This is a genomic window from Sorangium sp. So ce726 (genome assembly GCF_051521405.1).
Classification (GTDB): Bacteria; Myxococcota_A; Polyangia; order Polyangiales; family Polyangiaceae; genus Sorangium.
Genome location: NZ_CP150349.1, coordinates 12,538,877 through 12,563,009 on the forward strand (window position 1 = coordinate 12,538,877; position 24,133 = coordinate 12,563,009).

General features: G+C 70.6%; 15 protein-coding genes. 9 read left to right on the top strand and 6 right to left on the bottom strand.

Annotated elements, in window-relative coordinates; all coding sequences use genetic code 11:
• Positions 1-236: 236 nt before the first annotated feature.
• Together WME79_RS46705 and WME79_RS46710 are read right to left on the bottom strand one after the other, a co-directional pair.
• On the bottom strand, positions 237-470 hold the full coding sequence (locus WME79_RS46705) for a hypothetical protein (protein WP_437528783.1): 234 nt from the start codon (positions 468-470) through the stop codon (positions 237-239).
• Positions 467-1,438 (bottom strand): LysR family transcriptional regulator, encoded by a 972-nt coding sequence (locus tag WME79_RS46710; protein ID WP_437528786.1) that lies wholly within the window; start codon positions 1,436-1,438, stop codon positions 467-469. The genes WME79_RS46705 and WME79_RS46710 overlap by 4 nt, the downstream gene beginning before the upstream one ends.
• 138 nt (positions 1,439-1,576) lie before the next feature.
• Here WME79_RS46710 and WME79_RS46715 point away from each other — a divergent pair, with 138 nt between their 5' ends.
• Entirely contained in the window at positions 1,577-2,374 is a 798-nt protein-coding gene (locus WME79_RS46715; RefSeq protein WP_437528788.1) for a DUF998 domain-containing protein, read from the top strand.
• Here the strand turns inward: WME79_RS46715 and WME79_RS46720 are convergent.
• On the bottom strand, positions 2,366-3,259 hold the full coding sequence (locus tag WME79_RS46720; RefSeq protein WP_437528791.1) for an SDR family oxidoreductase: 894 nt from the start codon (positions 3,257-3,259) through the stop codon (positions 2,366-2,368). The genes WME79_RS46715 and WME79_RS46720 overlap by 9 nt on opposite strands.
• A gap of 111 nt (positions 3,260-3,370) precedes the next feature.
• Between WME79_RS46720 and WME79_RS46725 the strand changes: the two genes are divergently transcribed.
• From WME79_RS46725 to WME79_RS46735, 3 genes are all read left to right on the top strand, one after another.
• Positions 3,371-4,279, top strand: a complete 909-nt coding sequence (locus WME79_RS46725) for an AraC family transcriptional regulator N-terminal domain-containing protein (protein WP_437528793.1) — start codon at positions 3,371-3,373, stop codon at positions 4,277-4,279.
• A 387-nt stretch (positions 4,280-4,666) separates the two neighbouring features.
• Entirely contained in the window at positions 4,667-5,863 is a 1,197-nt protein-coding gene (locus WME79_RS46730) for a lactonase family protein (RefSeq protein ID WP_437528795.1), read from the top strand.
• Positions 5,864-5,918: 55 nt separating this feature from the next.
• Complete coding sequence (locus tag WME79_RS46735; protein WP_437528798.1) at positions 5,919-7,034, top strand: lactonase family protein; 1,116 nt, start codon at positions 5,919-5,921, stop codon at positions 7,032-7,034.
• 125 nt (positions 7,035-7,159) lie between these two features.
• Here the strand turns inward: WME79_RS46735 and WME79_RS46740 are convergent, their stop codons facing one another.
• Positions 7,160-7,960 carry an alpha/beta fold hydrolase gene (locus WME79_RS46740; RefSeq protein ID WP_437528800.1) on the bottom strand — a complete coding sequence of 267 codons (801 nt, stop codon included), beginning with the start codon at positions 7,958-7,960 and terminating at the stop codon, positions 7,160-7,162.
• Between the two features lie 265 nt (positions 7,961-8,225).
• Positions 8,226-9,209, bottom strand: a complete 984-nt coding sequence (locus tag WME79_RS46745) for an AraC family transcriptional regulator ligand-binding domain-containing protein (RefSeq protein ID WP_437528803.1) — start codon at positions 9,207-9,209, stop codon at positions 8,226-8,228.
• A gap of 342 nt (positions 9,210-9,551) precedes the next feature.
• Here WME79_RS46745 and WME79_RS46750 point away from each other — a divergent pair, with 342 nt between their 5' ends.
• A complete protein-coding gene (locus tag WME79_RS46750; RefSeq protein WP_437528806.1) occupies positions 9,552-13,439 on the top strand; it encodes an AAA family ATPase in 3,888 nt (1,295 codons plus the stop codon).
• 56 nt (positions 13,440-13,495) lie between these two features.
• On the opposite strand, the gene WME79_RS46755 is transcribed toward WME79_RS46750, so the two are convergent.
• A complete protein-coding gene (locus WME79_RS46755; RefSeq protein ID WP_437528809.1) occupies positions 13,496-15,664 on the bottom strand; it encodes a caspase family protein in 2,169 nt (722 codons plus the stop codon).
• 1,040 nt (positions 15,665-16,704) lie between these two features.
• Between WME79_RS46755 and WME79_RS46760 the strand changes: the two genes are divergently transcribed.
• The 4 genes from WME79_RS46760 to WME79_RS46775 all read left to right on the top strand — a co-directional run bounded on the left by WME79_RS46760 (position 16,705) and on the right by WME79_RS46775 (position 24,075).
• Complete coding sequence (locus WME79_RS46760) at positions 16,705-18,843, top strand: prolyl oligopeptidase family serine peptidase (RefSeq protein WP_437528812.1); 2,139 nt, start codon at positions 16,705-16,707, stop codon at positions 18,841-18,843.
• A 191-nt stretch (positions 18,844-19,034) separates the two neighbouring features.
• A complete protein-coding gene (locus WME79_RS46765) occupies positions 19,035-19,886 on the top strand; it encodes a hypothetical protein (protein ID WP_437528815.1) in 852 nt (283 codons plus the stop codon).
• Positions 19,887-19,904: 18 nt separating this feature from the next.
• Entirely contained in the window at positions 19,905-23,327 is a 3,423-nt protein-coding gene (locus WME79_RS46770) for a hypothetical protein (protein ID WP_437528817.1), read from the top strand.
• A 115-nt stretch (positions 23,328-23,442) separates the two neighbouring features.
• Positions 23,443-24,075, top strand: coding sequence for an OmpA family protein (locus tag WME79_RS46775; RefSeq protein WP_437528819.1), 633 nt, complete (start codon positions 23,443-23,445; stop codon positions 24,073-24,075).
• Positions 24,076-24,133: the final 58 nt, after the last annotated feature.

Genomic DNA, 24,133 nt, shown 5'->3' on the forward strand with positions numbered 1-24,133 from the left:
CGCGCAGGCGCGGGCTGAAGGGCCTTTCGAGATCGATCGGGTCCGCGACGCGAGGAGCGGTGAGCGCTGTATCCCCTCGCGGTCAACGCCCGGTACACGCCGTGGAGCCGCGTGGGGGCAACGCCGTGGGCGACAACGTGAGCTGCAGGGGGGTGGCCCGCCTCATCGACGCCCCGGGGTGGGGCGAAAAGGCGGACGCGTCGCCGCCGTTGACCGGCGCGGGCGGCCGATGCCGGTCACCAGCCGGATTTCTCGTCCTCGCCCAGCGCGCCGCCGATCAGGCCGGCCGCCCCGCCCACGGCCGCGCCGCCGGCGCCTCCGAGGAGGCCTCCGGCGAGCGCCCCCTTGGCAGCGCCTCCGGCGAGCTCGTCCTCCGGCGAGGACTCCCTCGCTTTTCCCTCCGCCGCCGGGTCCGCCTGCTCCTGCTGGCTCGTCGCTGGTGTCGGCCGATTCTTCTGCTGCTTTTTCATGATGAGCTTCGGAGCAAGCCGCGTACCAGCAGCGACGGCGGGCCGCCGGAGCGGGGCGGTCTCCGTTCGGTCTGGTTCGATCCATGCACCGAATTCGTGATCTCGAGGAGCGACCGCACGAGCGGGTCCTTGTCGTCCATGGCGCGCCACACCGAGCGGCCAAGGATGACGACGTTGAGGTCACGAACCCGCTTGAACACCACTCCGGCAAGGAGCGTCGACGCGGCGCTCTCGGGAAACAAGCTGAGACCTTCGCCGCTCGCCACGAGCATGAGGATCACATCGCTGCTGGCCTCCTCGTGGGCGAGCTCGAGCCGATGATCATGCGCTCGGAAGGCGGCGATGATGTCGTCCTGGAGGCGCGGGCCCTCCTTGCGCGGGGGCCAGAGAAAGCGCTCCTGCTTCAGGTCCGCGACCCTCAGCGCGCGCCGTGCAGCGAGGCGATGGCTCTTCGACATCACGACGCCGACGCGCTCGCGATACAGCACGCGGAAGTGGAAGAGCGGGTTGTCTTCCGGCGAATGATAGCCGTACCCGACGGAGATCTTGCCGTCGCGCAGCGCGGCGACCTGCTCCTCGCTCGGCAGCGGCCGAAGGCGTACCTCGACGCGCGGATGACGTGCGCGGAACGTCTGCACGATCCCCGGCAGCAGGAGGGCATCAGCCAGGGCGCCGTCGAATCCGACCACGATCGTCCCGATACGGCCTTGCGCCGTCGCGCGGGCGTCCTCGACCGCGAGCGCGGCGCGAGCCAGGGTCGCGCGCGCACCTTCGAGGAAACTCCGGCCGGCGGCGGACAGCTTCACCCCGCGTCCCGAGGGCACGAAGAGCTCGACGCCGATCTCCTCTTCGAGCTGAGCGATCTGCCGGCTCAAGGGCGACTGCGAGACGTGAAGCTGCTCCGCCGCCCTTCCGAAGTGCTCCGCTTCCGCGACGGCGACGAAGTACCGCAGGTGACGTAGCTCCATGTTTCAGACCTATAGGGTCTGAAACCGTTGTGATCAATGTCCTGGTGGCCTTGAACGCGACGGTGCAGGCTGTTCGGAGGCCATCGACCTGTCTCTGTTTCGCTGAGCCTCGCGCCCGACAACCGAGAGGACCCGACCATGACCGAGAACAACCCCGCTTCCAGCTCCGAGCGAAAGGAGCGCGCGAGGCCCGCCCCCGAGGCGAACCAGAGGATGCAACGTCGCCCCGCCGGCGCGGCGCTCGTCGCCGGGGCAGTGATCTTCTTCCTCGCCGAGCTCATCGCCGCCGCGGCATGGACGGATCCCCCCTACAGCTACACGCATCACTACATCAGCAACCTGGGAGTCCGTGGCCCCCTCGAGGCTCTTGGCCAGTTCATGAACTCGCCGCTCGCGTGGGTCATGAACACCGGGTTCTTCCTCTTCGGGATCATGTTCTTCATCGGTGTCGCCGCGCTCGAGGGTCTGCGAAGCTGGCGCCGCTGGGCAGCGCTCATCCTGGGAGCTCTCGTCGCGCTTGGCGGCGTCTTGCTGGCGCTCAACCCCGGTTCCGGAGAGCCGCCTGGCGGCGCAGTCGACTATCACGGCCTGGGCGCCTTCGCGTCCATCGTCGGAGGCAACGTGCTCGTGTTCCTCCTTGGACGCCAGCGCCAACAGATCGGAGTCACTCCGAAAGCCGGGAGGGCCATGGTCGTCCTCGGCGTGTTCGGGCTCGCCTCGATGGTGGCCTTCCTCGCGGTCGCCAGCTCGGGGGCCAACGTCCTCATCGGCCTCGTCGAGCGCTGCGCCGTCTATCCCATCCTGGTCGGCTTCCTCTGTGCGGGGGCGTCGATCTGGAATCGCCGGACCTGTGCACGCTCGAGCGGCGAGGACGAGACTTCCCGACCGCGCGAGCGCTCGGGAAGCGCCGCAGCATGCAACGACGCATCAGGTTGATGCGCGCGCGAAGTACGTGCCGTGCTCGAGGTCGGCGAGCAGGCCCGCCTTCTCGGGCTTCCAGCCGAACCGCGCCTGCGTGAGCGCGCTCGACGCGGGGGTGTCGAGCGCGAAGAACCCGCCGAGCCAGCCGAAGTGCTCCTTGGGGACCGATTCGACCGGCACGCCGAGCTTGCGGCCGATCACGCCGGCGATGTCGCGGGTCGGGATCCCCTCGTCGCCGATCGCGTGGAGTCGCGCGCCGGCCGGCGCCTTCTCGAGCGCGAGGACGAACAGCCGCGCGGCGTCGAGCCGATGCACCGCGGGCCAGCGGTTCTCGCCGCCACCGACGTACCCGGAGCGCCCGGTCTTGCGCGCGATCTCGATCAGCATCGGGACGAACCCGTGATCGCCATCATCGTGGACCGAGGGCGGCAGCCGCAGCGAGGACACGCGCACGCCGCGGCTCGCGAACGACAAGGCGAGCTGCTCGGAGGCGGCCCGCAGGCCGCCGGCCGACGCGTCGGGCGCCTCGTCCTCGGTGGCGACCCGGCCCGGCGCGAAGCGCGCGATGCCGGAGGCGATGACGAGCGGGCGCCCGGAGCCGGCGAGCGCGCCGCCGAGCGCCTCGATCGCGCCGCGGTCCTTCTCGCAGTTACCGGCGTAGTCGGTGAAGTCGTCGTGGGAGAACGCGCAATGGATCACCCCGTCGCAGGCGGCGGCGCCGCGGCGCAGGCTATCGAGATCCGTGAGCGAGCCGCGGTGCACGTCGACGCCGGCCGCGGCGAGCCTCTCGGCGGACGCATCCGAGCGCGCGAGACCGAGCACGCGGTGGCCGGCGCGGATGAGCTCGGGGACGATGGCAGATCCGATGAAGCCGCTGGCTCCCGTGAGGAAGATACGCATGGGCAACCTCTCCTTGGTTCGCGATCCACCATGGCACCGCCGCGGCGCACGCGAAATACACGGCCGTCTCCAGTTCTTGCCCGATCGTCTACGCGACGGTAGGCTGCCACCGTGATCCCCGGGAGCGACGAGTTGAAGGACCTCATCTCGCGCTGGTGCCCTGGCGAGGGCATACACGCCTCGCCAGTGCCCGGAATTTCTTGCATCAAAGTCTCGCGCCAGCAGCAACGCGCGAAGCGGCACTGGCGCGCGTCGTTCTGCATCGTCGTCCAGGGCACGAAGGAGATCCTGCTCGAGCGGCAGGTCTTTCGCGAGCGCGAGCCGCACTACATCGTCAGCCCGATCGACCTGCCGGTGACGAGCCGGGTGATGGGCGTGTCGCCGGCGCAGCCGCTCTTGGGCCTGAAGATGGACTTCGATGCGGCCCTGCTGCGCGAGGTCGCGGCGCAGCTCGACCGCACGCGCCCGGGAGGCCTCGAGAACCCGGGGCGCGCGATCTTCATCGGCAAGGCGAGCGATCGCATGCTCGACGCCGCGGCCCGGCTGGGCGCGCTGCTCGAGACGCCTGACGACGCGACCGTGCTCGCGCCGCTCGTGAGGAAAGAGCTGATCTTTCACCTGCTGAAAGGCCCTGACGGCCCGGCGATCCGCCAGCTCGTGCGCGCGGGCAGCCAGGCGCACCGCATCGCCGAGGCGGTCTATCACCTGCAGGCGTCGCTCGACGAGGACGTCGATATTGCCGCGCTCGCGCGCAGCGCAGGGATGAGCCGGGCGGCGTTCTTCAAGCGGTTCAAGGAGGCCACCGCGATGAGCCCGCTGCAGTACCAGAAGCGCCTGCGCCTGCTCGAGGCGCGCCGCCTGATGGTCGAAGAAGGCGTGGGCGCCGAGGTCTCGGCGTTCCAGGTCGGCTACACGAGCGCCTCGCAGTTCAGCCGCGAGTATTCGCGCATGTTCGGCAACTCGCCGCTGCGCGATGCCCGCGCGCTGCAGCAGAAGGCCGCGGTCGTCCAGGACATGTAGTCCGGCCGCTTCCCGCGACGCCCCTCGTTTCCGCTCCCACATTCCGCCCCCGTGGCCGCCTCGATCTGAAAGATCGAGCTCGCCCAGAAACCGCTCGGCGCCTTCGCCGTAGGACTGGGCACCGCTCGACACGAGCGCGGCGATGCGTCGAACGCTGAAGCATGCGGCCGTATCCGGACACGGGCTCGCCCGTGGACGCCGCACGACGGCCGCAATGCGCGTATGGCGCAGCGCGGGCAGCGCAAACCATCAGAGAACGGAGAGGCAGCTATGAGAACATCAATTGGCGCCCTGTTGATCGTTTCCCTCGCGTCGGCCTGTCTGAGCGCCTGCGGGGGTGAACCCGAGAGTCCCGCGGACGGCCAGAGCGCCGTCGGATTCGTGTTCGTGGGGACGAACCATAACAACACGCACGACGCCGGCGAACCTGCCAACCAGGTCACCGTGTACCGCAGGTTCGCCGATGGATCGCTCGAGCTCGCCGATCACGTGGACACCGGCGGCCAGGGGTCCGGGCCCTCGGCGCGCTTCGCCGGCGATGGCCTCGGCTCATCGCATTCGATGGTGCTCAGCCAGGACCGGGCATTCCTCCTTGTCACGAACGCCGGCAGCGACACGCTCTCCGTGCTCCGCGTCGGAAAGGACACCCTCGAGGTCACCGATGTCCAGCCCACCAGCGATGGCGCCGGCCCGGGCTTCCCGAACAGCGTGACCCAGCACGGCGATCTCGTCTATGCGCTGAACGGCGCCGGCGAGGGGAGCATCACCGGCTTTCGTCTGAGCGCCCAGGGGAAGCTCGCGCCAATCCCTGGCTCGACCCGGCTGCTCTCCGCGAACCAGGCCAGCCCGCCCGACACGCTGTTCAACCCGGCGCAGGTGTCATTCACCCCGGATGGGAGGCAGCTCGTCGTCACGATCAAGGACGGGCCCGCCGCGGGCCTGATTGGCGGCGTGACCCCGACCGGCCCGAGCCGGGTGCTCGTGTTCGACGTGCTCGATGACGGCCAGCTCGCGCAGACGTTCACGCAGACCGACCTCGACAACGACGGCCCGTTCGGGTTCTCGTTCGACGCGGCCGGGCACCTGCTCACGGCCATGTTCGTGGGCGGTGATGACCTCGCCGGCGCGGCCGGATCGTTTCAGATCAACGCGGACGGGACGCTCTCGCCGATCACGCGGACAGCGAAGGTGAGCCAGCTCGATCCGTGCTGGATCGAGAACAACGGGGAGTTCGCGTTCACCGCGAATTACACCTCGGGCACCCTCTCGAGCTTCCGTATCGGCGACGACGGCAGCCTGACGGTGCTCGACGAGCAGGCCGGTCTCACCGACGAGCGCGCGGGCACCCCCGGCGCGAGCCAGCAGGGCTCGACGCCGCTCGATCTCGGCATCAGCCCCGATGGCCGGTTCCTCTATGACGTCCTGCCGGGTTCGGGGAGCGTGGGCGCCTGGCGGATCGAGGACGACGGCAGGCTCACCAAGATCGGCGAATACGGCGGGCTCCCCAGGACCGTCGACGGCGACAGGGCGCCGGAGGAGCGCTTCGGCCCAGGCGGGAGCCCGGCCGGCATCGGCGTGCTCTGAGCCTCACGGGCCCATTCCACCGCATCCATCAACGCTCACATCAAGGAATCGAGTCATGAACAACGCTGCGAAGAACGATCGACGCGCCGTCTATGTGATGACCAACGCGACCCCGAATGCCATCCAGGTGTTCCACCGGGCGGGCGACGGCATGCTCTCCCCTGGGGCGTCCTATCCGACGGGCGGGAACGGCCACGCACCGAACCCTCCGCTCGGCTTCCCGATCCTCGAGTCCCAGAGCGCCCTGGTCCTCAGCCGGGACGGGCGCATGCTCTTTGCTGTCAATGCGGGGAGCAACACGATCTCCTCGTTCGTCGTCCGCCGAGGCGGTGAGCTCCAGCGGGTCGGCCTGGTCTCCTCGAACGGCGCGCGCCCGGTCTCCCTCGCGCTGCACGAGGACGTGCTCTACGTCGCGAACGCGGACAGCAAGAGCATCCAGGGATATCGAGTCGGCCACACGGGAGAGCTGGCGATGCTCGCCGGCGCCTCGCGCTCGCTGAGCGGCTCCGGTATCGCCACCATTGCGTTCAACCGGACGGGCGATGTCCTGGTGATCGCGAGCCGCGGGGACGGCGAGCCGATGGGGAGCCTCGAGACCGTCACCGTCGACGACCACGGGATGCCCGGGCCGGTCCGCTGGCAGGACGTGGTGAAGGCCGGCCAGGCGCCGTTCGGCTTCACGTTCGATCGGCGCGACCACGTCATCCTCTCGAACCTGTCGCTGACCGGCGACAGCTCGGTCTCGCGCTACAGCGTCGCCCCCACCGGGGAGATGCGGCTCATCGCGGAGCAGCGCATCTTCACGACCGCGGCGTGCTGGGTGGCGACCGCGACCGCCGGCCCCGCGACGTTCGCGTTCATCACGTCGGCGGGCTCGCGCTCTGTCACCGCGCTTCGCGTTGACCGGAGCGGCAGCCTGACGCCTGTGGGGCCGCTGAGCGCGACGGAACAAACGGCGTTCACGAGCGGGCTGGCCCTCGATTGCGCCGTGAGCATGGGCGACGACTTCCTCTACGTGCTGAGCCCTGACGGGTTCAGCGTGCCGCCCTTCACCGGTGCGGGGCCGGCTGTCGTGCACGGCTACCGGATCGAGCCGAGCGGCGAGCTGACCTCGCTGGGCTCGCCGGTAGGCTGCTTGCCCCAGGGCGCTACCGGGCTCGCCGCGGTGTAGCCGGGGCGATGCGGCAGGCGCCTCTCACGGACCGCAGGAATCTCAAGAGCCCGGCCGGCGCTCGAACGCGCCGTCTCCGGGCTGCTTGCTTCTTGGATGAGCGCGAGCGCGGGCGCGAGCTTGGGTCAGTGGGTGGGGGGGCGGTAGGTGGCGTGGGGTTCGGCGAAGTCCCAGACGAGCTTGAGGAGGGGTTCGGGGGTTTCGATCTGGGGGAGATGCCCCGCGTTGGGGAGCAGCGTGAAGCGGGCGCCGGGGATGGCGGCGGCGTAGGCGCGGCCGTAGTCGGGGGTGCAGATACCGTCGCTGTCGCCCCAGAGGACGAGGGTGGGCTGGGAGATGGCAGCCAGCCGTGGGCGTAAGGTCGGATCGGTCATCGTGCCACCGTAGGTGCGTAGGGTGGCCCGGTTGGCGGCCATGGCGGCGCGCTGGCTGTCGCTGAGGCTGGCCGGGTCGATGCGGAACCGTTCGGGGTTGTGGTAGCTGCGCTCGGCCAGCTGGGCGAGCGTGAGAGAGAAGATGTCGGCGACGGGCTGGTCGGCGACGTCGATGCCGACCGCGTCGACGAGGATGGTGCTGCTGATGCGCTGGCTCTGCAGGAGGGCGAGCTCGGCGGCGATCCAGCCGCCAATCGAGCTGCCGACGACGGTGACGTCGACGAACTCCAGCTGGTCGAGCAGGGCGCGGTAGAGCTGGGCGAGGCCAGCGATGGTGGTCAGCCATTGCGGGCGGTGGGTCCCGTCGAAGCCGGGATGGGTGGGAACAATCACCCGGGCGTGGTTGCGTTCGGCAAGGGTCTTGGCGAAGCCGGCCACGGACCTGGGACCGGCGCCCCCGTGCAGGAGCAGGAAGGGGAGTCCGGCGCCGTACGCGTCGACGGTGACATCGACCTGGCCGTGGCCGGGAAGGGTGAGGCTGTGCGTTGCCATGGGGGCTCCTTGTGCGGTTGCGGCGAGCGCGCTCGCCGCAACCGCTGGTGGTAAGGCTCTTGTCGAAGCGGCACGCGCGCGGATCGTCCCGCTGGGGCGCAGCGCGGCGGCTTTGATGACTTGACCCTAGCGCCTTGCTCGACGGCGTACATTGTCCGGACGTGCCAGAAAGGTGGCGCGCGACGCCAAGCGCACGGTGTTGTGCGAGCTCGCCAGAGGCCGCGCGCTGCCAGGGATGGGGCTTGCGCGCGGGCTCGGCGCGCCGCTAGGGAACCCGGCGCGCGGGCGCCTTGTCCGGACGAGGCGGTGTCGTGGCGCCTGGCGCCAGCGAAGCGCGGTACTCGGCCGGCGTGCGCCCGCTCCACCGCCGGAACGCCCGGTAGAAGGCGCTGAGCTCGCGGAACCCGACGAGCCACGCGACGTCGGCGATCGATCGCTGCTCGTCCGCGAGGAAGCCCGTGGCCATCTCGTATCGGACCTGATCGAGCACCGACTCGAAGGTCTGGCCCTCGCCCGTGAGCCTGCGCTGGAGCGTGCGCCGGCTCGTCCCCAGCGCCTTCGCGACGCGGGCGATGTCGGGCGAGCCGTCGCGCAGGAGGGCGGCGACCGCCTCCCGCGTCCTCGCGCACCAGGTCTCCCTTGTCGCCAGGGCGGCGAGGAGCGCCTCTGCAGAGCGGGAGACGAGCTCCTGGAGCACGGCGTCGTGCTGCGGAAGTGGCTGGTCGAGCACGGCGTCATCGAAGATCAGCCGCGGCACCGGCGCGTTCCAGGCGATCGGTGCGGCGAACAGGCGCTCGTGAGGCCGCACGTCGGCCGGGGCCGAGGACGCGAGCTCGACGCGCACCGGGGAGATCGGCGCGCCGGTGAAGGAGCGGCCGAGCATCAGCATCGTCGCGCTGCCCAGCTCCGCGAGCTGGCGACGGCCATCCGGAGCGGCTGTGGCCGTTTTCCCCTGAGGCCGGAGCACGATCGACGTGAGGCACGCCGCGTGATCGCGGTCGAGCTCGAGGCGAACGCCTTCGTTCCAGAGCCGGAAGTAGCGAGCGGCCCGCTCGTAAGCGGCGCGAAGCGTGGGGCTCGTGGAGGCAGCATAGGTGACGACCCCGAAGCGGCGCGGGTCCGCCGTCGAAGCAAGGCGAAGCCCGAGATCGTCGGCGCGGGTCAGCTCGACGGCGGCCCCCAGGAGCTCGGGGAGCTTCTCGGCCGGGCCTCGGGCGTCGACGCCGTCGAGCGCGACGCCGGCGAGCACGTCGGCGCGGAGGCGGCTCGCAGCGCCGGGGGCGAGCTGGTCGGAAAAGACGAGAATCGACAGGAAAGAGCCGGCAGCTGCGCTGTGGCTCGGTCCTGAGCCTTTTGTACCGCGCGGAGGCATTGTCCGAGGTGAGGGGGTAAGAGGAGCAAACGCCTTCCCGAGAATCAAGCGATTTGTGGCCCCGTGCACGAGGGCGCGAGCGCCGGATCACGTACGTGCTCTGACGACCTGACTGGCGTCGTCCACTGCTGGAATGGGCGAGAAGCACGTGCCCCGTCGAGCAGAACCCTCACGCATCGTCAGGCACATTTGATGCCGGCCCCATGACGAGGGACCACGATGCCTGTCACCATCCTTTTCCTGAGCGCCAACCCTTCCGGCACCGAGCAGCTCGGCCTCGATGAGGAGTACCGCGACATCGAGGAAGAGCGGAGGGGAGCACGCCTGCGCGACGTGTTCGAGCTACGCCCGGTGCTCGCGGCGCGCATCGACGATGTGCGTCATGCGCTCGCGGATCACAGGCCCACGGTTGTGCACTTCGGCGGCCACGGGCAGCACGCCGGGCCTGCCGCCGATGGATGGGACGTGCGCCCGATCCCGGGCGCCGGACGCGCTCTCGACGAGCGCACGGAGCTCTTGCTGAATGACGAAGCCGGGCGCCCTGCGCCGGTGCCGATCGAGGCGCTCGCGGAGCTGTTCCGGCTCTCGGGCGGCTCGGTGCGCTGCGTGGTGCTCAACGCCTGCTACTCGCTCGCGCAGGCGAAGGCCATCGCGCGGCACGTGGAGTGCGCCATCGGCACGTCGAGCGTGATACGGGACAAGGCCGCGGTGGCGTTCTCGAAGGGGCTTTACGGCGCGCTCTTCAACGGTGACACCATCGAGAAGGCGTTCGCTTCGGGCCGCAACGAGGTGAATCTCCTGGGGCTCGACGATGCGAAGGTGTACGAGCTCTGTCCGCGCGAACCGGGGATATCGGAGACGCTCCGCCTCGCGGCGCTGCCGAAGGTGCAATTCAGGGTGCGGCTCGCGCGCAACCCGTCCTTCGTCGGCCGCGACGAGGAGCTCGAACACTTGCACCGGATGCTCCAGGACCCGCAGCCCGGCGGCAGGCGGCCTGTGATGCTCACGGGGATGGGCGGGATCGGCAAGACGCAGCTCGCGGTCGAGTATGCCTTCAAGCACGAAGCGAGCTATCGGCACGGGGTCTACTTCATCAATGCTGCGAGCGACGACTGGCGGCCGGCGCTGGCGAAGCTCGCTGTCGACCTGGATCTGGAGGCGAAGGCCGCACCGGAGGCGGAGCGGCAGCTCCGGCTGGTGGCGGCGCTCGACGCGTACCTGCGGGCGCGGCCGGAGGCGCTTGTGATCTTCGACTATGTCAAGAACCCCGCGGATCTCGAGACGGACCGCGCTGCCGGCCTCGTGCCGGCGAACCTGGGATGCCGCGTGCTGGTCACGACGCGACGGCGCGACGAGCGCTTCGAGAGCATCGATCTCCGGGGGTTGCCGGAGGATGCCGCGGTGAAGCTCCTGCTCTCGCGACGGAGCGCACGGGACCCGGCGGACGACCCCACCGAGGCGGCGACGATCTGCCGGCGGTTCGGCGCGATGCCGCTGGCCATCGAGCTCGCGGCGGCATTCTTGGGCAAGAATCCCCAGCTCTCGCTCGCTGGCTATGCGCGTTGGATGGAAAAATATGGAGTGTTCGAAGGGACGGACAGGCCCGGTCTCACGCCCGAAGAGCTCGCGACGCGGCACGAAGCAGCGGTGAAGGCGACGCTGCAATCACAGTGGGACGAGCTGAAGAGCGCCGACGCGAGAGAGGTGCTGAAAACAGCCGCGCTGCTGGAGGTGGCCGCGGACATCCCACGAGCGCGCCTTTCGCTGCTCACCGGGCTCGCCAGCGAGGTGGAAGAAGGGTTTCCGGGCCCGCTCCATGACGCGCTCCGGGAGATCAGCGAGCTGTCGTTCGTCGAGCCGATGAGGAAGCGGGAGGTTGTCCGCCTGGAGCCGCTGGTGTGGGCGTTCGTGAAACAGAAGATCGAAGCACCGGAGGCGTTTGCCGCGGCCTGCGGGGAGCGGCTGGGCGAGGCGCTCCGGGACATGGATCGGCTACAAAGTGAGGTGGCGAAGCGGAAAATCGACGAGGTGCTCGCGGACCTGCGGATCGGTATCCAGCTCGCGGGGGCGCCCGGGCGAGCCAGGCTGGAGGCGTTGAGCCGGCCGCTGGATCGGGAGTCCAGCATCCTGCGCAGGTGGGATCCAGCAAAGGCACCGGGGTTCCTCCTCCAACAGCTCCGCAACCGATGCCTGGACATGGGGATCGGGGAGGTGCAAGCGCGGGCGGAAAGGAAGCTCGGGGAGCACCGGCGGTCCTGGTTGCGTGAGCGCTTTCCCTTCAGCCGTGACTCCGAGGCGCTCCTCCGCACCCTCCAAGGGCATAAAGATGCTGTGACCGGCGTAGCGGTGACGTCGGATGGCCGTATCGCTGTCTCCGCCTCCCGGGACAAGACGCTCAAGGTGTGGGACCTGGCGACGGGGCAGCTCCTACGCACCCTCGACGAGCATACCGAAAGGCTGACCGGTGTGGCGGTGGCGCCGGATGGCCGCATCGCTGTCTCCGCGTCCGCCTCCGCCTCTTCCGCTTTCATCCCCGGGGCTAGTAAGCTCAAGGTGTGGGACCTGACGACAGGGCAGCTCCTCCGCACCCTCAAAGGGTATGCCCGCAACAGGTTTGGCGTGGCGGTGACGCCGCATGGCCACATCGCCGTCGTCGCCTCCGGGGATAAGACGCTCGAAGTGTGGGACCTCGGGACGGGGCAGGTCCTCCGCACCCTCGAAGGGCATCCAGACATCGTATACTGCGTGACAGTGACGCCGGATGGTCGCATCGCCGTCTCCGCCTCCGGGGACAAGACGCTCAAGGTGTGGGACCTCGGGACTGGGCAGGTCCTCCGCACCCTCGAAGGGCATACCGACAGCGTATACTGCGTGACGGTGACGCCGGATGGCCGCATCGCCGTCTCCGCCTCCGGGGATAAGACGCTCAAGGTGTGGGACCTCGAGACTGGGCAGGTCCTCCGCACCCTCGAAGGGCATACAGCACGTGTGTTCGACGTGGGGGTGACGTCGGATGGCCGCATCGCCGTCTCCGCCGCCGCCTGGGATAAGACGCTCAAGGTGTGGGACCTCGGGACTGGGCAGGTCCTCCGCACCCTCGAAGGGCATACCGACGCTGTGACCGGTGTGGCGGTAACGTCGGATGGTCGCATCGCCGTCTCCGCCTCCGCCTCTTGGGATAAGACGCTCAAAGTGTGGGACCTGGCGACGGAGCAGGTCCTCCGCACCCGCCAAGGGCATACCGGCTGGGTGAACGGTGTGGCGGTGACGTCGGATGGCCGCATCGCCGTCTCCGCCGCCTTCGATAATATGCTCAAGGTGTGGGACCTCGGGACTGGGCAGGTCCTCCGCACCCTCGAAGGGCATATCGGCAGTGTGGAAGGCGTGGCGGTGACGCCGGATGGCCGCATCGCCGTCTCTGCCTCCCGGGATAACACGCTCAAGGTGTGGGACCTCGGGACTGGGCAGGTGCTCCGCACCCTCGGAGGGCATACCGGCCTTGTGTGGGGTGTGGCGGTGACGCCGGATGGCCGCATCGCCGTCTCCGCCTCCGAGGATCGTACGCTCAAGGTGTGGGACCTCGGGACTGGGCAGGTCCTCCGCACCTTCCGAGGACATACCCGTGATGTGACCGGCGTAGCGGTGAAGCCGGATGGCCGCATCGCCATCTCCGCCTCCTTCGACACGACGCTCAAGGTGTGGAACGTAGAGACTGGGCAGCTGCTCCGCACCCTCGAAGGGCACACCCTCCTTTTGGCCGGCGTGGCGGCCACGCCAGATGGTCGCGTCGCCGTCTCCGCGTCCTGGGATAAGACGCTCAAGGTGTGGGACGTAGAGACTGGGCGGCTGCTCCGCACCCTCGAAGGACACACCGACGTTGTGTACGGCGTGGCGGTGACGCCGGATGGCCGCATCGCCGTCTCCGCTTCCGAGGACAAGGCGCTCAAGGTGTGGGACCTCGTAGGGACGGCCCAGCCCATCACGACTCTCGAAACCCATGCGATCATGTATTGCTGCGCCACCACGGCGGACGCCAAGATCATCCTCGCTGGAGACTTCGCGGGCGCGCTGCACGTCCTCGACTGGATCCATCCGCCGAGCGCCTGACGCGCCTCGGGTGCGGCGGCCGTGGCCTGGCCGCCGCACCACGATGCCGTTGAGCCTCACGTCCTCTGCGTGACGATACGGAATTGCCTTGCGGTCCAGTCCTCCCCCGGCGCGGACCGGGGGCGCACCTCGCGCAGGTCGTTCTCCTTCGCGTCGAGCGCCTCGCGCAGCCGGAAGAGGGCGTCGTGCGCGGCCTCCTTCCTCGTGACCAAGGACCGGGTCACGGGATCCTTGATCGGCGTGTGCAGCAGCCACAAGAAATCGGTATCCTCGACGGTCGCGAAGATCTTGATGACGTCGGTCGACGAAGCGCGTCCCTCGGAGAGGAAGAATTGCAACGCGAATCGGCTCTCTGCCTTGGCATCCACGGTGGAGTACCGCCGCGTGGGGAACATGCGCCCTTCGGGCGGCGGAGGTTCGAGGGCGCGGATCCCCCAGTCGTCGCCGAGAGCGATGACGGCAACGTTGACGGGGCTGCTGCTCTCGTTCACGACGTGGATGAACACCCAGTCGTCAGGCTTCATCACGTAGGCATCGCCGCTCGGCTCGATCACGGTCCCGCCTAGCGCTGGCTTGTCCATCGACCACTCCGGCGGCGGGGCGAGGAGCTCGATGCGGAGCGTGTCCTTGAGCCCCGAGAGGGGGGAGGCGACCTTCTGGATGGTCTGATACCGGAGGAGATGGACCAGCCGATCGACCACGACCCTGGCGCTGCCCGGCACGTCGATCGCCACCGTCCCCACATTCGGAATGGGTTTCCCTGATGGGCCCCAGATCTCGTAGTGCCGGTCCTTGTTGAGAGCGACCTGGTAGTCCGGTGTCGCGCCAGCGACGAGCTCGAGAAACCCTCGCTTGCTGTTCTTGATCTCGGCTCTCACGGCGCCGAGCGCCCGCTCCTGATCGATGTCCGGCGGCAGGTCGTCCCGGTGAAAGAGGTTGACCGCGCGCCGCAGCTCGACCGAGCCCACGTCCTCGAGAACCGCTGGAGCGCCCAGCTTGACAGACGCGATCGCGGCGCCCTCCTCCAGCGACGCCCAGCTCTCCACAGCCATCATCTTGTCGACGGTGGCGACCCCCACGCGGCGATCGAGCTGCGTGAAGTCTGTCGTCCCCGGCGTGTAAATCCCGAACTTGGCGCCTGTGGGGGTCCCCGTCACTTGACCGGCACCCAGCTTTACTTTCCGTTTCGCGACGTCGACGTCGTTGACCCTCACCGTGCTCACGACCGGCCGCAGCTTGCTACCGAAGACCTGCCGCTCCCCCTGACCGAGGAGCTGCGGTGTCTGCGATGGATATTTGCTGTGCACGAGCGCGAGCACGCGCTCGTAGAGCGTCTTCCACGTCTGGTCGTCGCCGGGCTCTTTGAGCGCCTCGATGAAGGCCGTGGTCAACACGCCTTCCGGCCGGCCGCCTTCCCACACCTCGATCGCGGTCTCCACGTCGCGGCACGCCGCGAGGAGCACGTAGTCTTTGGCCTCGGGAAGCCAGGTCGTGGCGGTCGCGTCGCGCACCCCTCTGCCCGTTGCCTCGAGCCGCTTCCACGCGGCGATCAGCTCGTCGTCGGGGGCCACGCCGTCCGTCGGGCGCTTCGTGGTGTCGAGCGTGGGCTCGGCGCCCCTGCGGGCGTACGTCGCGCACCGCGGCGCGACGTTGTCCCCGCGCGTCGCGCCACCGGAGTGGCAGCTGTCGAGCACGATGGTCACGGTCGCCTGCTTCTTCGCCGTGAGCGCGTCGAGGTAGTACGCGATGTCGAGATCGCGCAGGTAGCGCGTCGAGCTCTTCCCGATGTCCGTCGGCACGAGCGTCTCGTCGACGCCTCCGGGCTTCAAGCGGGTGAAGTTCGTGGGGACGCGGCCCCCGTGGCCGGAATAGTGAATGTACACATGGTCGCCCGGCTGCGTACGCGCGAGCAGTCCATCCAGCGCTGCCTTCATGTTGTCGTAGGTAGGCCAGGTGCTCGGTTCCTCACCCGGCGCGTCACCCCCGACGTTGGGCGCAAGGAGCGTCGTGATGTCGAGCGGCATGGTGATCCGGGCGCGCAGGACATCGCGGATGCGCTCAACATCGCTCACGCAGCCGCTCAACGACAAATAGGTGCCGCCTTCGTCGAGCTGGTTCGGGAAATAGAAGTCGACGCCGATGAGCAACGCCCAGAAGGTCGGGCTCGTATCCCGAGCGCTGCTCGTCCCCGCGTCGTTCGTTTCGTGGTCCGGTTGGCCGTTCATGAGGTTCCTCGTATGCGTGGTTTGGGTTATGAAGGGTGGCCTCGGCGCAAATCACATGGGATAAGCGACCTGGATGAGGTCGATGTCGAGCTGTGACAGCTTGGTATTGCCGAATTTGCTGCACATCGATCCGCTCAGCCGCCTCTGCCAACGCGAGCGGCAACGTTCGCTCGTGGCAGATGTGGATGGGGCTTTCAGTCCTATCCATGTGCGGTCCTCTCCCTTTCTTGGAGGGCCAGCGCGCGGCGTGGTCGTGCAGCGTGACGACCGTCAACCCAATACATCGAATCGTGAACAGGAGAGGTCAAGGGAACCCCTCGCGATCTCTTCATTGTCCTCGACCTCCGCGGCGCATGACCCCTTCATCGGGGCAGATCCGGGTTGAGTGCGGAGCCCGCACTGACGCAATAATTGGACTTCTGGGAGCGACGATCGGGATAACGGCGACTCAGATGGCGGCTGCGCGCGGCGAGCCTTCCCAGGACGCCTCGGGGACCTGAACGCCGCGTCGTCCGATGGGGGTCGGCTTGCGCAGCACGTCAGCGTCCAGCGGCCGCCGTGCGCATCGCGGAGGCGCATGGCGAGCTGCGTGAGATCTCCGGACTCCTGCAGCCTCCCCAAGCGGCTCGATCGGTCCGGCGTCGCTCTCGTCGTCGGCGCGCGACGAGCATCGGCTCCCCTGCACCCACCGCCCGCCGGCACCCACCGTAAGGCGTGGCTGGTGTGCCGCCGCGGCCCTCCAGCCCCGCCAAGAACAGCAGGTCGGGACACCACGAGAAGCGCGCTCGAAGCGTATCTATCGGATATTCCAGCCCATCATGTGACCTCCCACCCTCCGGCCGGCGCGGCAACCCCGTCCTCCCCAGCGCCCTGCCTCCCACGAAGCTCGCTCCCTGCCGCGAGCCTCGCGAACCCGCGTGCCCCTGTCGGCTGGGGCACGGTATGCTTGTCGCACCATGAAGTACTCTCCCTGCCTGCTCCTCTCGGCGTTTCTCGCTGGCGCCTGCGGAGGTGGCGAGGCACACCCATCAGGTCCGACCATGACCGCAAGCTCCTCTCTGCTCCCCACCGCGGCCAGCGCCGCGCCCGCCCCCGCCCCCGAAAGCCCCAGCCGCCCCGCGTACCCGCCCACCCGCGTCGCCCCGGTGACGGGCGCCGTGCATGGCGTCGAGATCACCGACCCGTACCGCTGGCTCGAGGACGGCAACGCGCCCGAGGTGAAGGAGTGGATGAAGGCTCAGGACGCGTTCACGCGCGCCGAGCTCGCCCGGCTCCCCGAGCGGGACGCGATCGCGTCAAGGCTAAAGCAGCTATTCTACATCGATGCGGTCTCCGCCCCGCGCCACCGCCGGGGCCGGTACTTCCTGAGCCGGCGGCACGCGACGAAGGAGAAGTCGGTCGTCTACTGGAAGGAGGGAAAGAGCGGCGAGGAGCGCGTGCTGTTCGACCCGAATACCTGGTCCGACGATGGCAGCGTCTCGCTGGGCGGATGGGAGGTCTCGTGGGACGGCAAGAACGTCGCCTACAAGATCCAGCAGAACAACTCGGATGAAGCGACCCTCTATGTGATGGATGTCGCGTCCGGCAAGCGCTCCGACGTGGATGTCATCGAAGGAGCCAAGTACGCGTATGCGTCATGGACGCCCTCCGGCGACGGCTTCTACTACGTCTGGCTCCCCACGGACCCGTCGATCCCGGTCGCGGAGCGGCCGGGTTACGCGGAGGTGCGCTTCCACCGGCTCGGCCAGGATCCGAAGCAGGATCGCGTGGTGCGCGGCAGAACGGGCGATCCAAGGACGTTCCTTAACGCGTCCCTCTCCAAGGATGGCCGCTTCCTGGTGCTCACCGTCTCCCACGGGTGGACGTCGGCTGACGTCTACTTCCGCGATCTCCGCAGGCCGGGCGGCCCCGCCGCGGACAAGCCGCTCGCGGTCGGGCGCGACGCCCACTACAGCGTCGAGGTCTACAAGGACCGCTTCTATGTCCACACCGACGAGGGCGCGCCGCATTACCGCGTCTTCGAGGTCGATCCGGACAGGCCGGATCGCGCTGCATGGAAGGAGATCGTCCCGGAGCGCGCCGACGCCACGCTGGACAGCGTCTCCATCGTGGGTGGGCACCTCGCGCTGAGCTATCTCAAGGACGCTTCGAGCCGGGTCGAGGTGCGCACGCTCGACGGCAAGCTGGTCCGCGAGGTCCCGTTGCCGGGCATCGGCACCGTCGGCGGCCCCTCCGGGCTGCCCGACGAGGACGAGGCGTATTTCTCGTTCGAGTCCTACACCTCGCCTCACGAGATCCACGCGACCTCGATCAAGACGGGTCGGACCGAGCTCTACGCGCGCATCGAGGTGCCTATTGACCCGTCGCCCTTCACCGTCGAGCAGACCTTCTTCCCCTCCAAGGACGGCACGAAGATCTCGATGTTCATCGTCCGCCGCAAGGACATGACGAAGGACGGGAGCTCCCGCGCGCTGCTCTACGGCTACGGGGGGTTCCAGATGTCGCAGACCCCCGCGTTCACTGCCTCGATGTATCCCTGGCTCGAGCGGGGCGGCGTGTACGTGGTGGCGAACCTGCGCGGCGGCGGCGAGTACGGGGAGGCGTGGCACCGGGACGGGATGCTGCTCAAGAAGCAGAACGTCTTCGACGACTTCATCGCCGCCGCGGAGCACCTGGTCCGCGAGGGGTACACGCGGCCCGAGCGGCTCGCCATCCTGGGCGGCTCGAACGGCGGCCTGCTCGTCGGCGCCGCGCTCACGCAGCGGCCCGACCTGTTCGGGGCCGTCCTCTGCGGCGTCCCCCTGCTCGACATGGTGCGATACCACCTGTTCGGCTCCGGCAAGACGTGGATCAGCGAGTATGGCTCTGCCGACGATCCGGAGCAGTTCAAGGCGCTCTACGCCTACTCCCCCTATCACCACGTCCAGTCGGGGAAGCGGTATCCGCCGGTCCTCCTGCTGTCGGCCGACAGCGACGATCGGGTCGATCCCATGCACGCGCGCAAGTTCGCCGCCGTGCTGCAATCTGCCAGCGCGGGCGGTCCGGTCCTGCTCCGCATCGAGCGGAACGCCGGGCACGGCGGCGCGGATCTCATCAAGTCGGCGGTCGCGAAGGGCGCCGACCAGCTCTCGTTCGCGCTGTGGGCCACGGGCGCGCAGCCGCTGGCGATCAAGCAGTAAGGAGCAGAGGCGGCGCGCGGCGCCGCGCATGACGGGCGCCGCGCGTGAGGCGCGCGACGCTCGTGTGCTGCAAGACGCATGAGGCGCGCGGCACACCACGAGCGGCGCGCGTGAGGCGCGGGACGCGCGCCGCGGGCGGGGCGACGGACAGGCTTGCGGCTCCGCGCCGCGACGGCTAACAACGCGCCGCTGTGCGAACGCTTCACCCCGTAGCCGGGGCTTCCCGCCGCGGGCCTCTGATCTCGCGCCCTCTCGCGGCCGCTGTCTCGGCGCTCGCGGAGGGCCCGCGCGCGCCGCTCGCGGACCTCGCCGATCCTGCGGCGGTCCTGGCCGGGCTCATGGACCTGCACGGGAGCGTCTCGCTCGCGCGCGAGCTCTCGCTCCTCGACCGCCACGCCGCGCCGCCGCCGGCGTCCGAGGGCGCTCGCGCCGAGGTCCGGGCGCTCGCCGCCGATCGCCTCGGCGAGCTGGCGGAGGCGCTCGACCACGTGTTCGCCGCCCCGTTCCACCGGCGGAACAAGCTCCCCGACGCGGCGGCGGTGCACGAGACGCTTGAGCAGACCGGGGTGTTGCCTGCGCGCGCCGCCCGCGACCGCGCGGGGCGCCCGCTCGCGTCCGCGGTAGGGCAGATCTGGGAGCCGTTCGGAGAGCTCATGGGTCGCCTCCTCGGCCGCATCCGGCTCGAGACGCGCGCGCTGCGCGAGGAGCTCGCGCCTTCGTTGCGGGCGCTCGGCCCGGAGGCGGCGAGGCTCGAGCGGCTCGACGCCGCGATCTCCGCCGCCACCCAGAAGCGGCGCGAGCGCGCGCTCGCCGAGCTCGTCCCCGGGCTCTCGCGCGCCTTCGCGCGGGCCTTCCGCGCGGCCATCGGCGCGCTGCCGGAGGGGGCCGGGCTCGAGGACGTCGCGGGCTGGTTCGGGCAGGAGCAGTGGCTCCTGCGGGAGCTCCAGCGCATGGAGCTCGTGGTCCAGGCGGTGCTCGCGCACGAGGCGGGCCGGCTGCTCTCGCTGGTCGACGGGGCGGCGGCGGCGGGCGCGCCCGCGTAGCTCGCGGGGGGCTTCACGATGCGGCTCGCGACAGCGCGGCAGTGGACGACGCGGATCCTGGTGCTCCTCACCGGCGGGGTCGGCCTCGCCCTGGTGGGGCGGGCGGCGCTCGTCTACCGCGGGGCGGACCCCCTCGCGTACCGCCTCGTGCAGCTCATCGCGCTGGGGCTCGCGCTCGGCACGCTCGAGCTGTTCGTGCGCGCGGGGCGGGCTGCCCGGATCGAGCGCGAGCTCGGCGCGCTGCCGCGGCCGGCGACGCGGGCGGCGATCGAGCAGAGCGGCGCGCCGCTCCGATCGATGCTCGAGGCGCGGATCGCCGGCGCGGCGCTGCCCCCGGCGAGCACGACGTTCGCGTCGTACCTCGTCGGCCTGCTCGTGATGATCGGGCTGCTCGGCACGTTCCTCGGCCTGTTCGAGACGCTGCGGGGGGCCCGCGAGGCGCTGACGCTGAGCGCCGACGTCGACGCGCTGCGGGAGAGCCTGGCCGCGCCCATGCAGGGCCTCTCGCGCGCGTTCGGCACGTCGGCGGCGGGCGTGGCGGCGTCGGGGATGCTCGGGCTCGCCGGTGTGCTCCTGCGCCGGGCCGAGGCGCGGGCCGCGGCTGCGCTTCAGGCCTACGCGTCGGGCCCGCTCGCGGCGCTCACGGTGGCGGGGCGGCAGCTCGCGGCGCTGGAGGCGCTCGCGCGGCAGGGCGAGGCGCTCCCCGCCGCGGCGGCGTCGCTGAGCGAGGCCACGGGCCGCCTCGAGCGCCTCGAGGAGCGGCTCCTCGCGGTCCAGGTGGAGGGCGCGCGCCAGGCCGCCGCCTCGTTCGCGGCGGCTGCGGCCGAGGTCCGCGGCGACATCGCCGCGGGCCTCCGGCAGACCGCCGACGTCGCGGCGAGCGTGGTCAGGCCGATCCTGGCGGAGGCGGTGGAGCGCGCGGGCGCGGTCGCGGGCGGCGCGCTGCAGGCGGTCGAGCGGCGCCTCGACGAGGAGGCGCGCGCGCGGCGGGAGGCGGACGTCGCGTCGGCATCGAGGTTGGCGGGCCAGGCAGAGCGGCTGTCGTCGGTGGTGGGGGAGGCGATCGAGCGGCTGGAGCGAGCGCACGCGGCGCGCGCAGCGGAAGCCGTGGAGCGGCAGGCGGAGCTGGACGCGGAGCGGGCGGCGCACCTGACGGCGCTGGGCGAGGCGCTCTCTGGCGCGCTGTCGGAGGCGGCGCGAGCGGCGCAGACGGCGCCGGAGGCGGCGGCGCGGCTGATCGGGGAGGCGTCGGAGCGGCTGTCGGCGCGTGCGGAGGCGGACGCAGCGCGGGACGCGCGGCTGGACGCGCTGCTGAAGAAGCTGTCGGAAGCGACGGCAGGGATGGCCGGGAGCGCGCGGGAGCAGGCGGAGCGCGTGGCTGCGCTGGCGGAGGCGGCGGAGCGCAGCGGTGCGGAGCGCGAGGCGCGCGCGGAGGCGCGCGTGGCTGCGCTGGGCGAGGTTGCGCAGGCGCAGCTGGCGGAGCAGGCGGCGCGGCTGCTGGCGTTCGAGGAGCGGCTCGACGGAGCGCGGCGGGAGGCGGCCGACGGGCTCGCCAAGCAGCTCAGCGCCCACGCCCGCGGCCTCGGCGAGAGCCTGGCGCAGATGGAAGGGGGCGTGGCGTCGCGGCTGGAGCGGATGGAAGGGGGCGTGGCGTCGCGGCTGGAGCAGATGGAAGGGGGCGTGGCGTCGCGGCTGGAGCGGATGGAAGAGGGCGCTGCGAAGCGGTTCGAGCGGCTCGACCAGGAGGCCGCCGCGCGCCGGCACGAGCTCGAGACGGCGTCGGCATCGAGGCTGGAGGGCCAGGCGGAGCGGCTGTCGTCGGTGGTGGGGGAGGCGATCGAGCGGCTGGAGCGAGCGCACGCTGCGCGTGCGGCGGAAGCGGCGGAGCGGCAGGCGGAGCTGGACGCGGAGCGTGCGGCGCACCTGACGGCGCTGGGCGAGGCGCTCTCTGGCGCGCTGTCGGAGGCGGCGCGAGCGGCGCAGGCGGCGCCGGAGGCGGCGGCGCGGCTGATCGGGGAGGCGTCGGAGCGGCTGTCGGCGCGTGCGGAGGCGGACGCAGCGCGGGATGTGAGGCTGGACGCGCTGCTGAAGAAGCTGTCGGAAGCGACGGCGGGGATGGCCGGGAGCGCGCGGGAGCAGGCGGAGCGCGTGGCTGCGCTGGCGGAGGCGGCGGAGCGCAGCGGTGCGGAGCGCGAGGCGCGGGCGGAGGCGCGCGTGGCTGCGCTGGGCGAGGCGGCGCAGGCGCAGCTGGCGGAGCAGGCGGCGCGGCTGCTGGCGTTCGAGGAGCGGCTCGACGGAGCGCGGCGGGAAGCGGCCGACGGGCTCGCCGAGCGGCTCAGCGCCCACGCCCGCGGCCTCGGCGAGAGCCTTACGCAGATGGAAGGGGGCGTGGCGTCGCGGCTCGAGCGGATGGGAGAGGGCGCTGCCAAGCGGCTCGAGCGGATGGAAGAGGGCGTGGCGTCGCGGCTGGAGCGGATGGAAGAGGGCGCTGCGAAGCGGTTCGAGCGGCTCGACCAGGAGGCCGCCGCGCGCCGGCACGAGCTCGAGACGGCGTCGGCATCGAGGCTGGAGGGCCAGGCGGAGCGGCTGTCGTCGGTGGTGGGGGAGGCGATCGAGCGGCTGGAGCGAGCGCACGCTGCGCGCGCGGCGGAAGCGGCGGAGCGGCAGGCGGAGCTGGACGCGGAGCGTGCGGCGCACCTGACGGCGCTGGGCGAGGCGCTCTCTGGCGCGCTGTCGGAGGCGGCGCGAGCGGCGCAGGCGGCGCCGGAGGCGGCGGCGCGGCTGATCGGGGAGGCGTCGGAGCGGCTGTCGGCGCGCGCGGAGGCGGACGCAGCGCGGGACGTGAGGCTGGACGCGCTGCTGAAGAAGCTGTCGGAAGCGACGGCAGGGATGGCCGGGAGCGCGCGGGAGCAGGCGGAGCGCGTGGCTGCGCTGGCGGAGGCGGCGGAGCGCAGCGGTGCGGAGCGCGAGGCGCGGGCGGAGGCGCGCGTGGCTGCGCTGGGCGAGGCGGCGCAGGCGCAGCTGGCGGAGCAGGCGGCGCGGCTGCTGGCGTTCGAGGAGCGGCTCGACGGAGCGCGGCGGGAGGCGGCCGACGGGCTCGCCGAGCGGCTCAGCGCCCACGCCCGCGGCCTCGGCGAGAGCCTCGAGGCAACCGCAGCGGTGGTGCGGGAGGCCTCGGAGCTCGTGCGGGCCGGCGGTGCCGAAATGACGTCTGTGGCGGAAATGTTCACCGTTGCGGTTGACCGTTACCGCGACGCGAGCGATCGCTGGCTGAACAGCCTGGGGGCGATCGAGGATGCGATCGAGCGCCGGGAGCACGGCGAGGCGACGGACCTCCTCGGCGCTTACCTCGACCAGACCCGTGAGGTCTTCGATCACTCGCTGCAGTTCCAGCGCGAGCTCTTCTCCGAGCTGCGGGCGCTGAGGAGCAAGACGAGCTGATGCGCCGCGCCTCGCGTGCGTCTGCCCCTGGTCTCTCGCGCCTGGAGATCGTGGGCTCCGCGGATCGTGGCGAGATCTCACCGCGTTTGCTGACGTCAGCCGCGAGAGCGAGGCGATGTCCCTGACGCCGGCCGAAGACGATGTCCCCGAGCAGGCGGCGGTCTGGCCGGTCTTCGGCGACCTCATGGCCTGTCTCTTCGGCCTCTTCGTGCTCTTTTTCGTCTGGGCGATCTCGTTTCAGGTCGATCTGGCCCGCGATCTCGCCGCCGAGCGCGCCACGCGCGCAACGGAGCGCACGCGTCTGGAGGCGCTCGAGCGCGCCCTGGCCGGACCGCTTGCCGAGGGAAGGATCACCCTGACGGAGGGGCGCATCGGGATCCGCGGCAGCATCCTGTTCGAGCTCAACTCGGCCGAGCTTCAGCCTGCGGGCATCGCGCTGCTCCGCGCGCTGGCCGACCCGCTCAAGGCGTACCTCGAGCATCATGAAGAGCTCATCATGGTGAGCGGTTTCACGGATGACCGCCCGCTCACGAGCTCATCCCGCGGTTATGCCGACAACTGGGAGCTCTCGGCGCAGCGCGCGCTCACGGTGACGCGGGCGCTCGCCGCGGCGGGGGTCCCTGAGACGTCGCTGTTTGCGGCCGGCTTCGGAGAGCGGCACCCGGTGGCGCCCAACGACACGAGCGAGAACCGGGCGAAGAACCGCCGGGTGGAGATCTCGCCGATCCCGCGGCGAGGCGCGCCCTGATGACATCCACGTCGGATTTTTCGCCGACAATACCGTCCCAACCCGGGTTGGCCGCGCC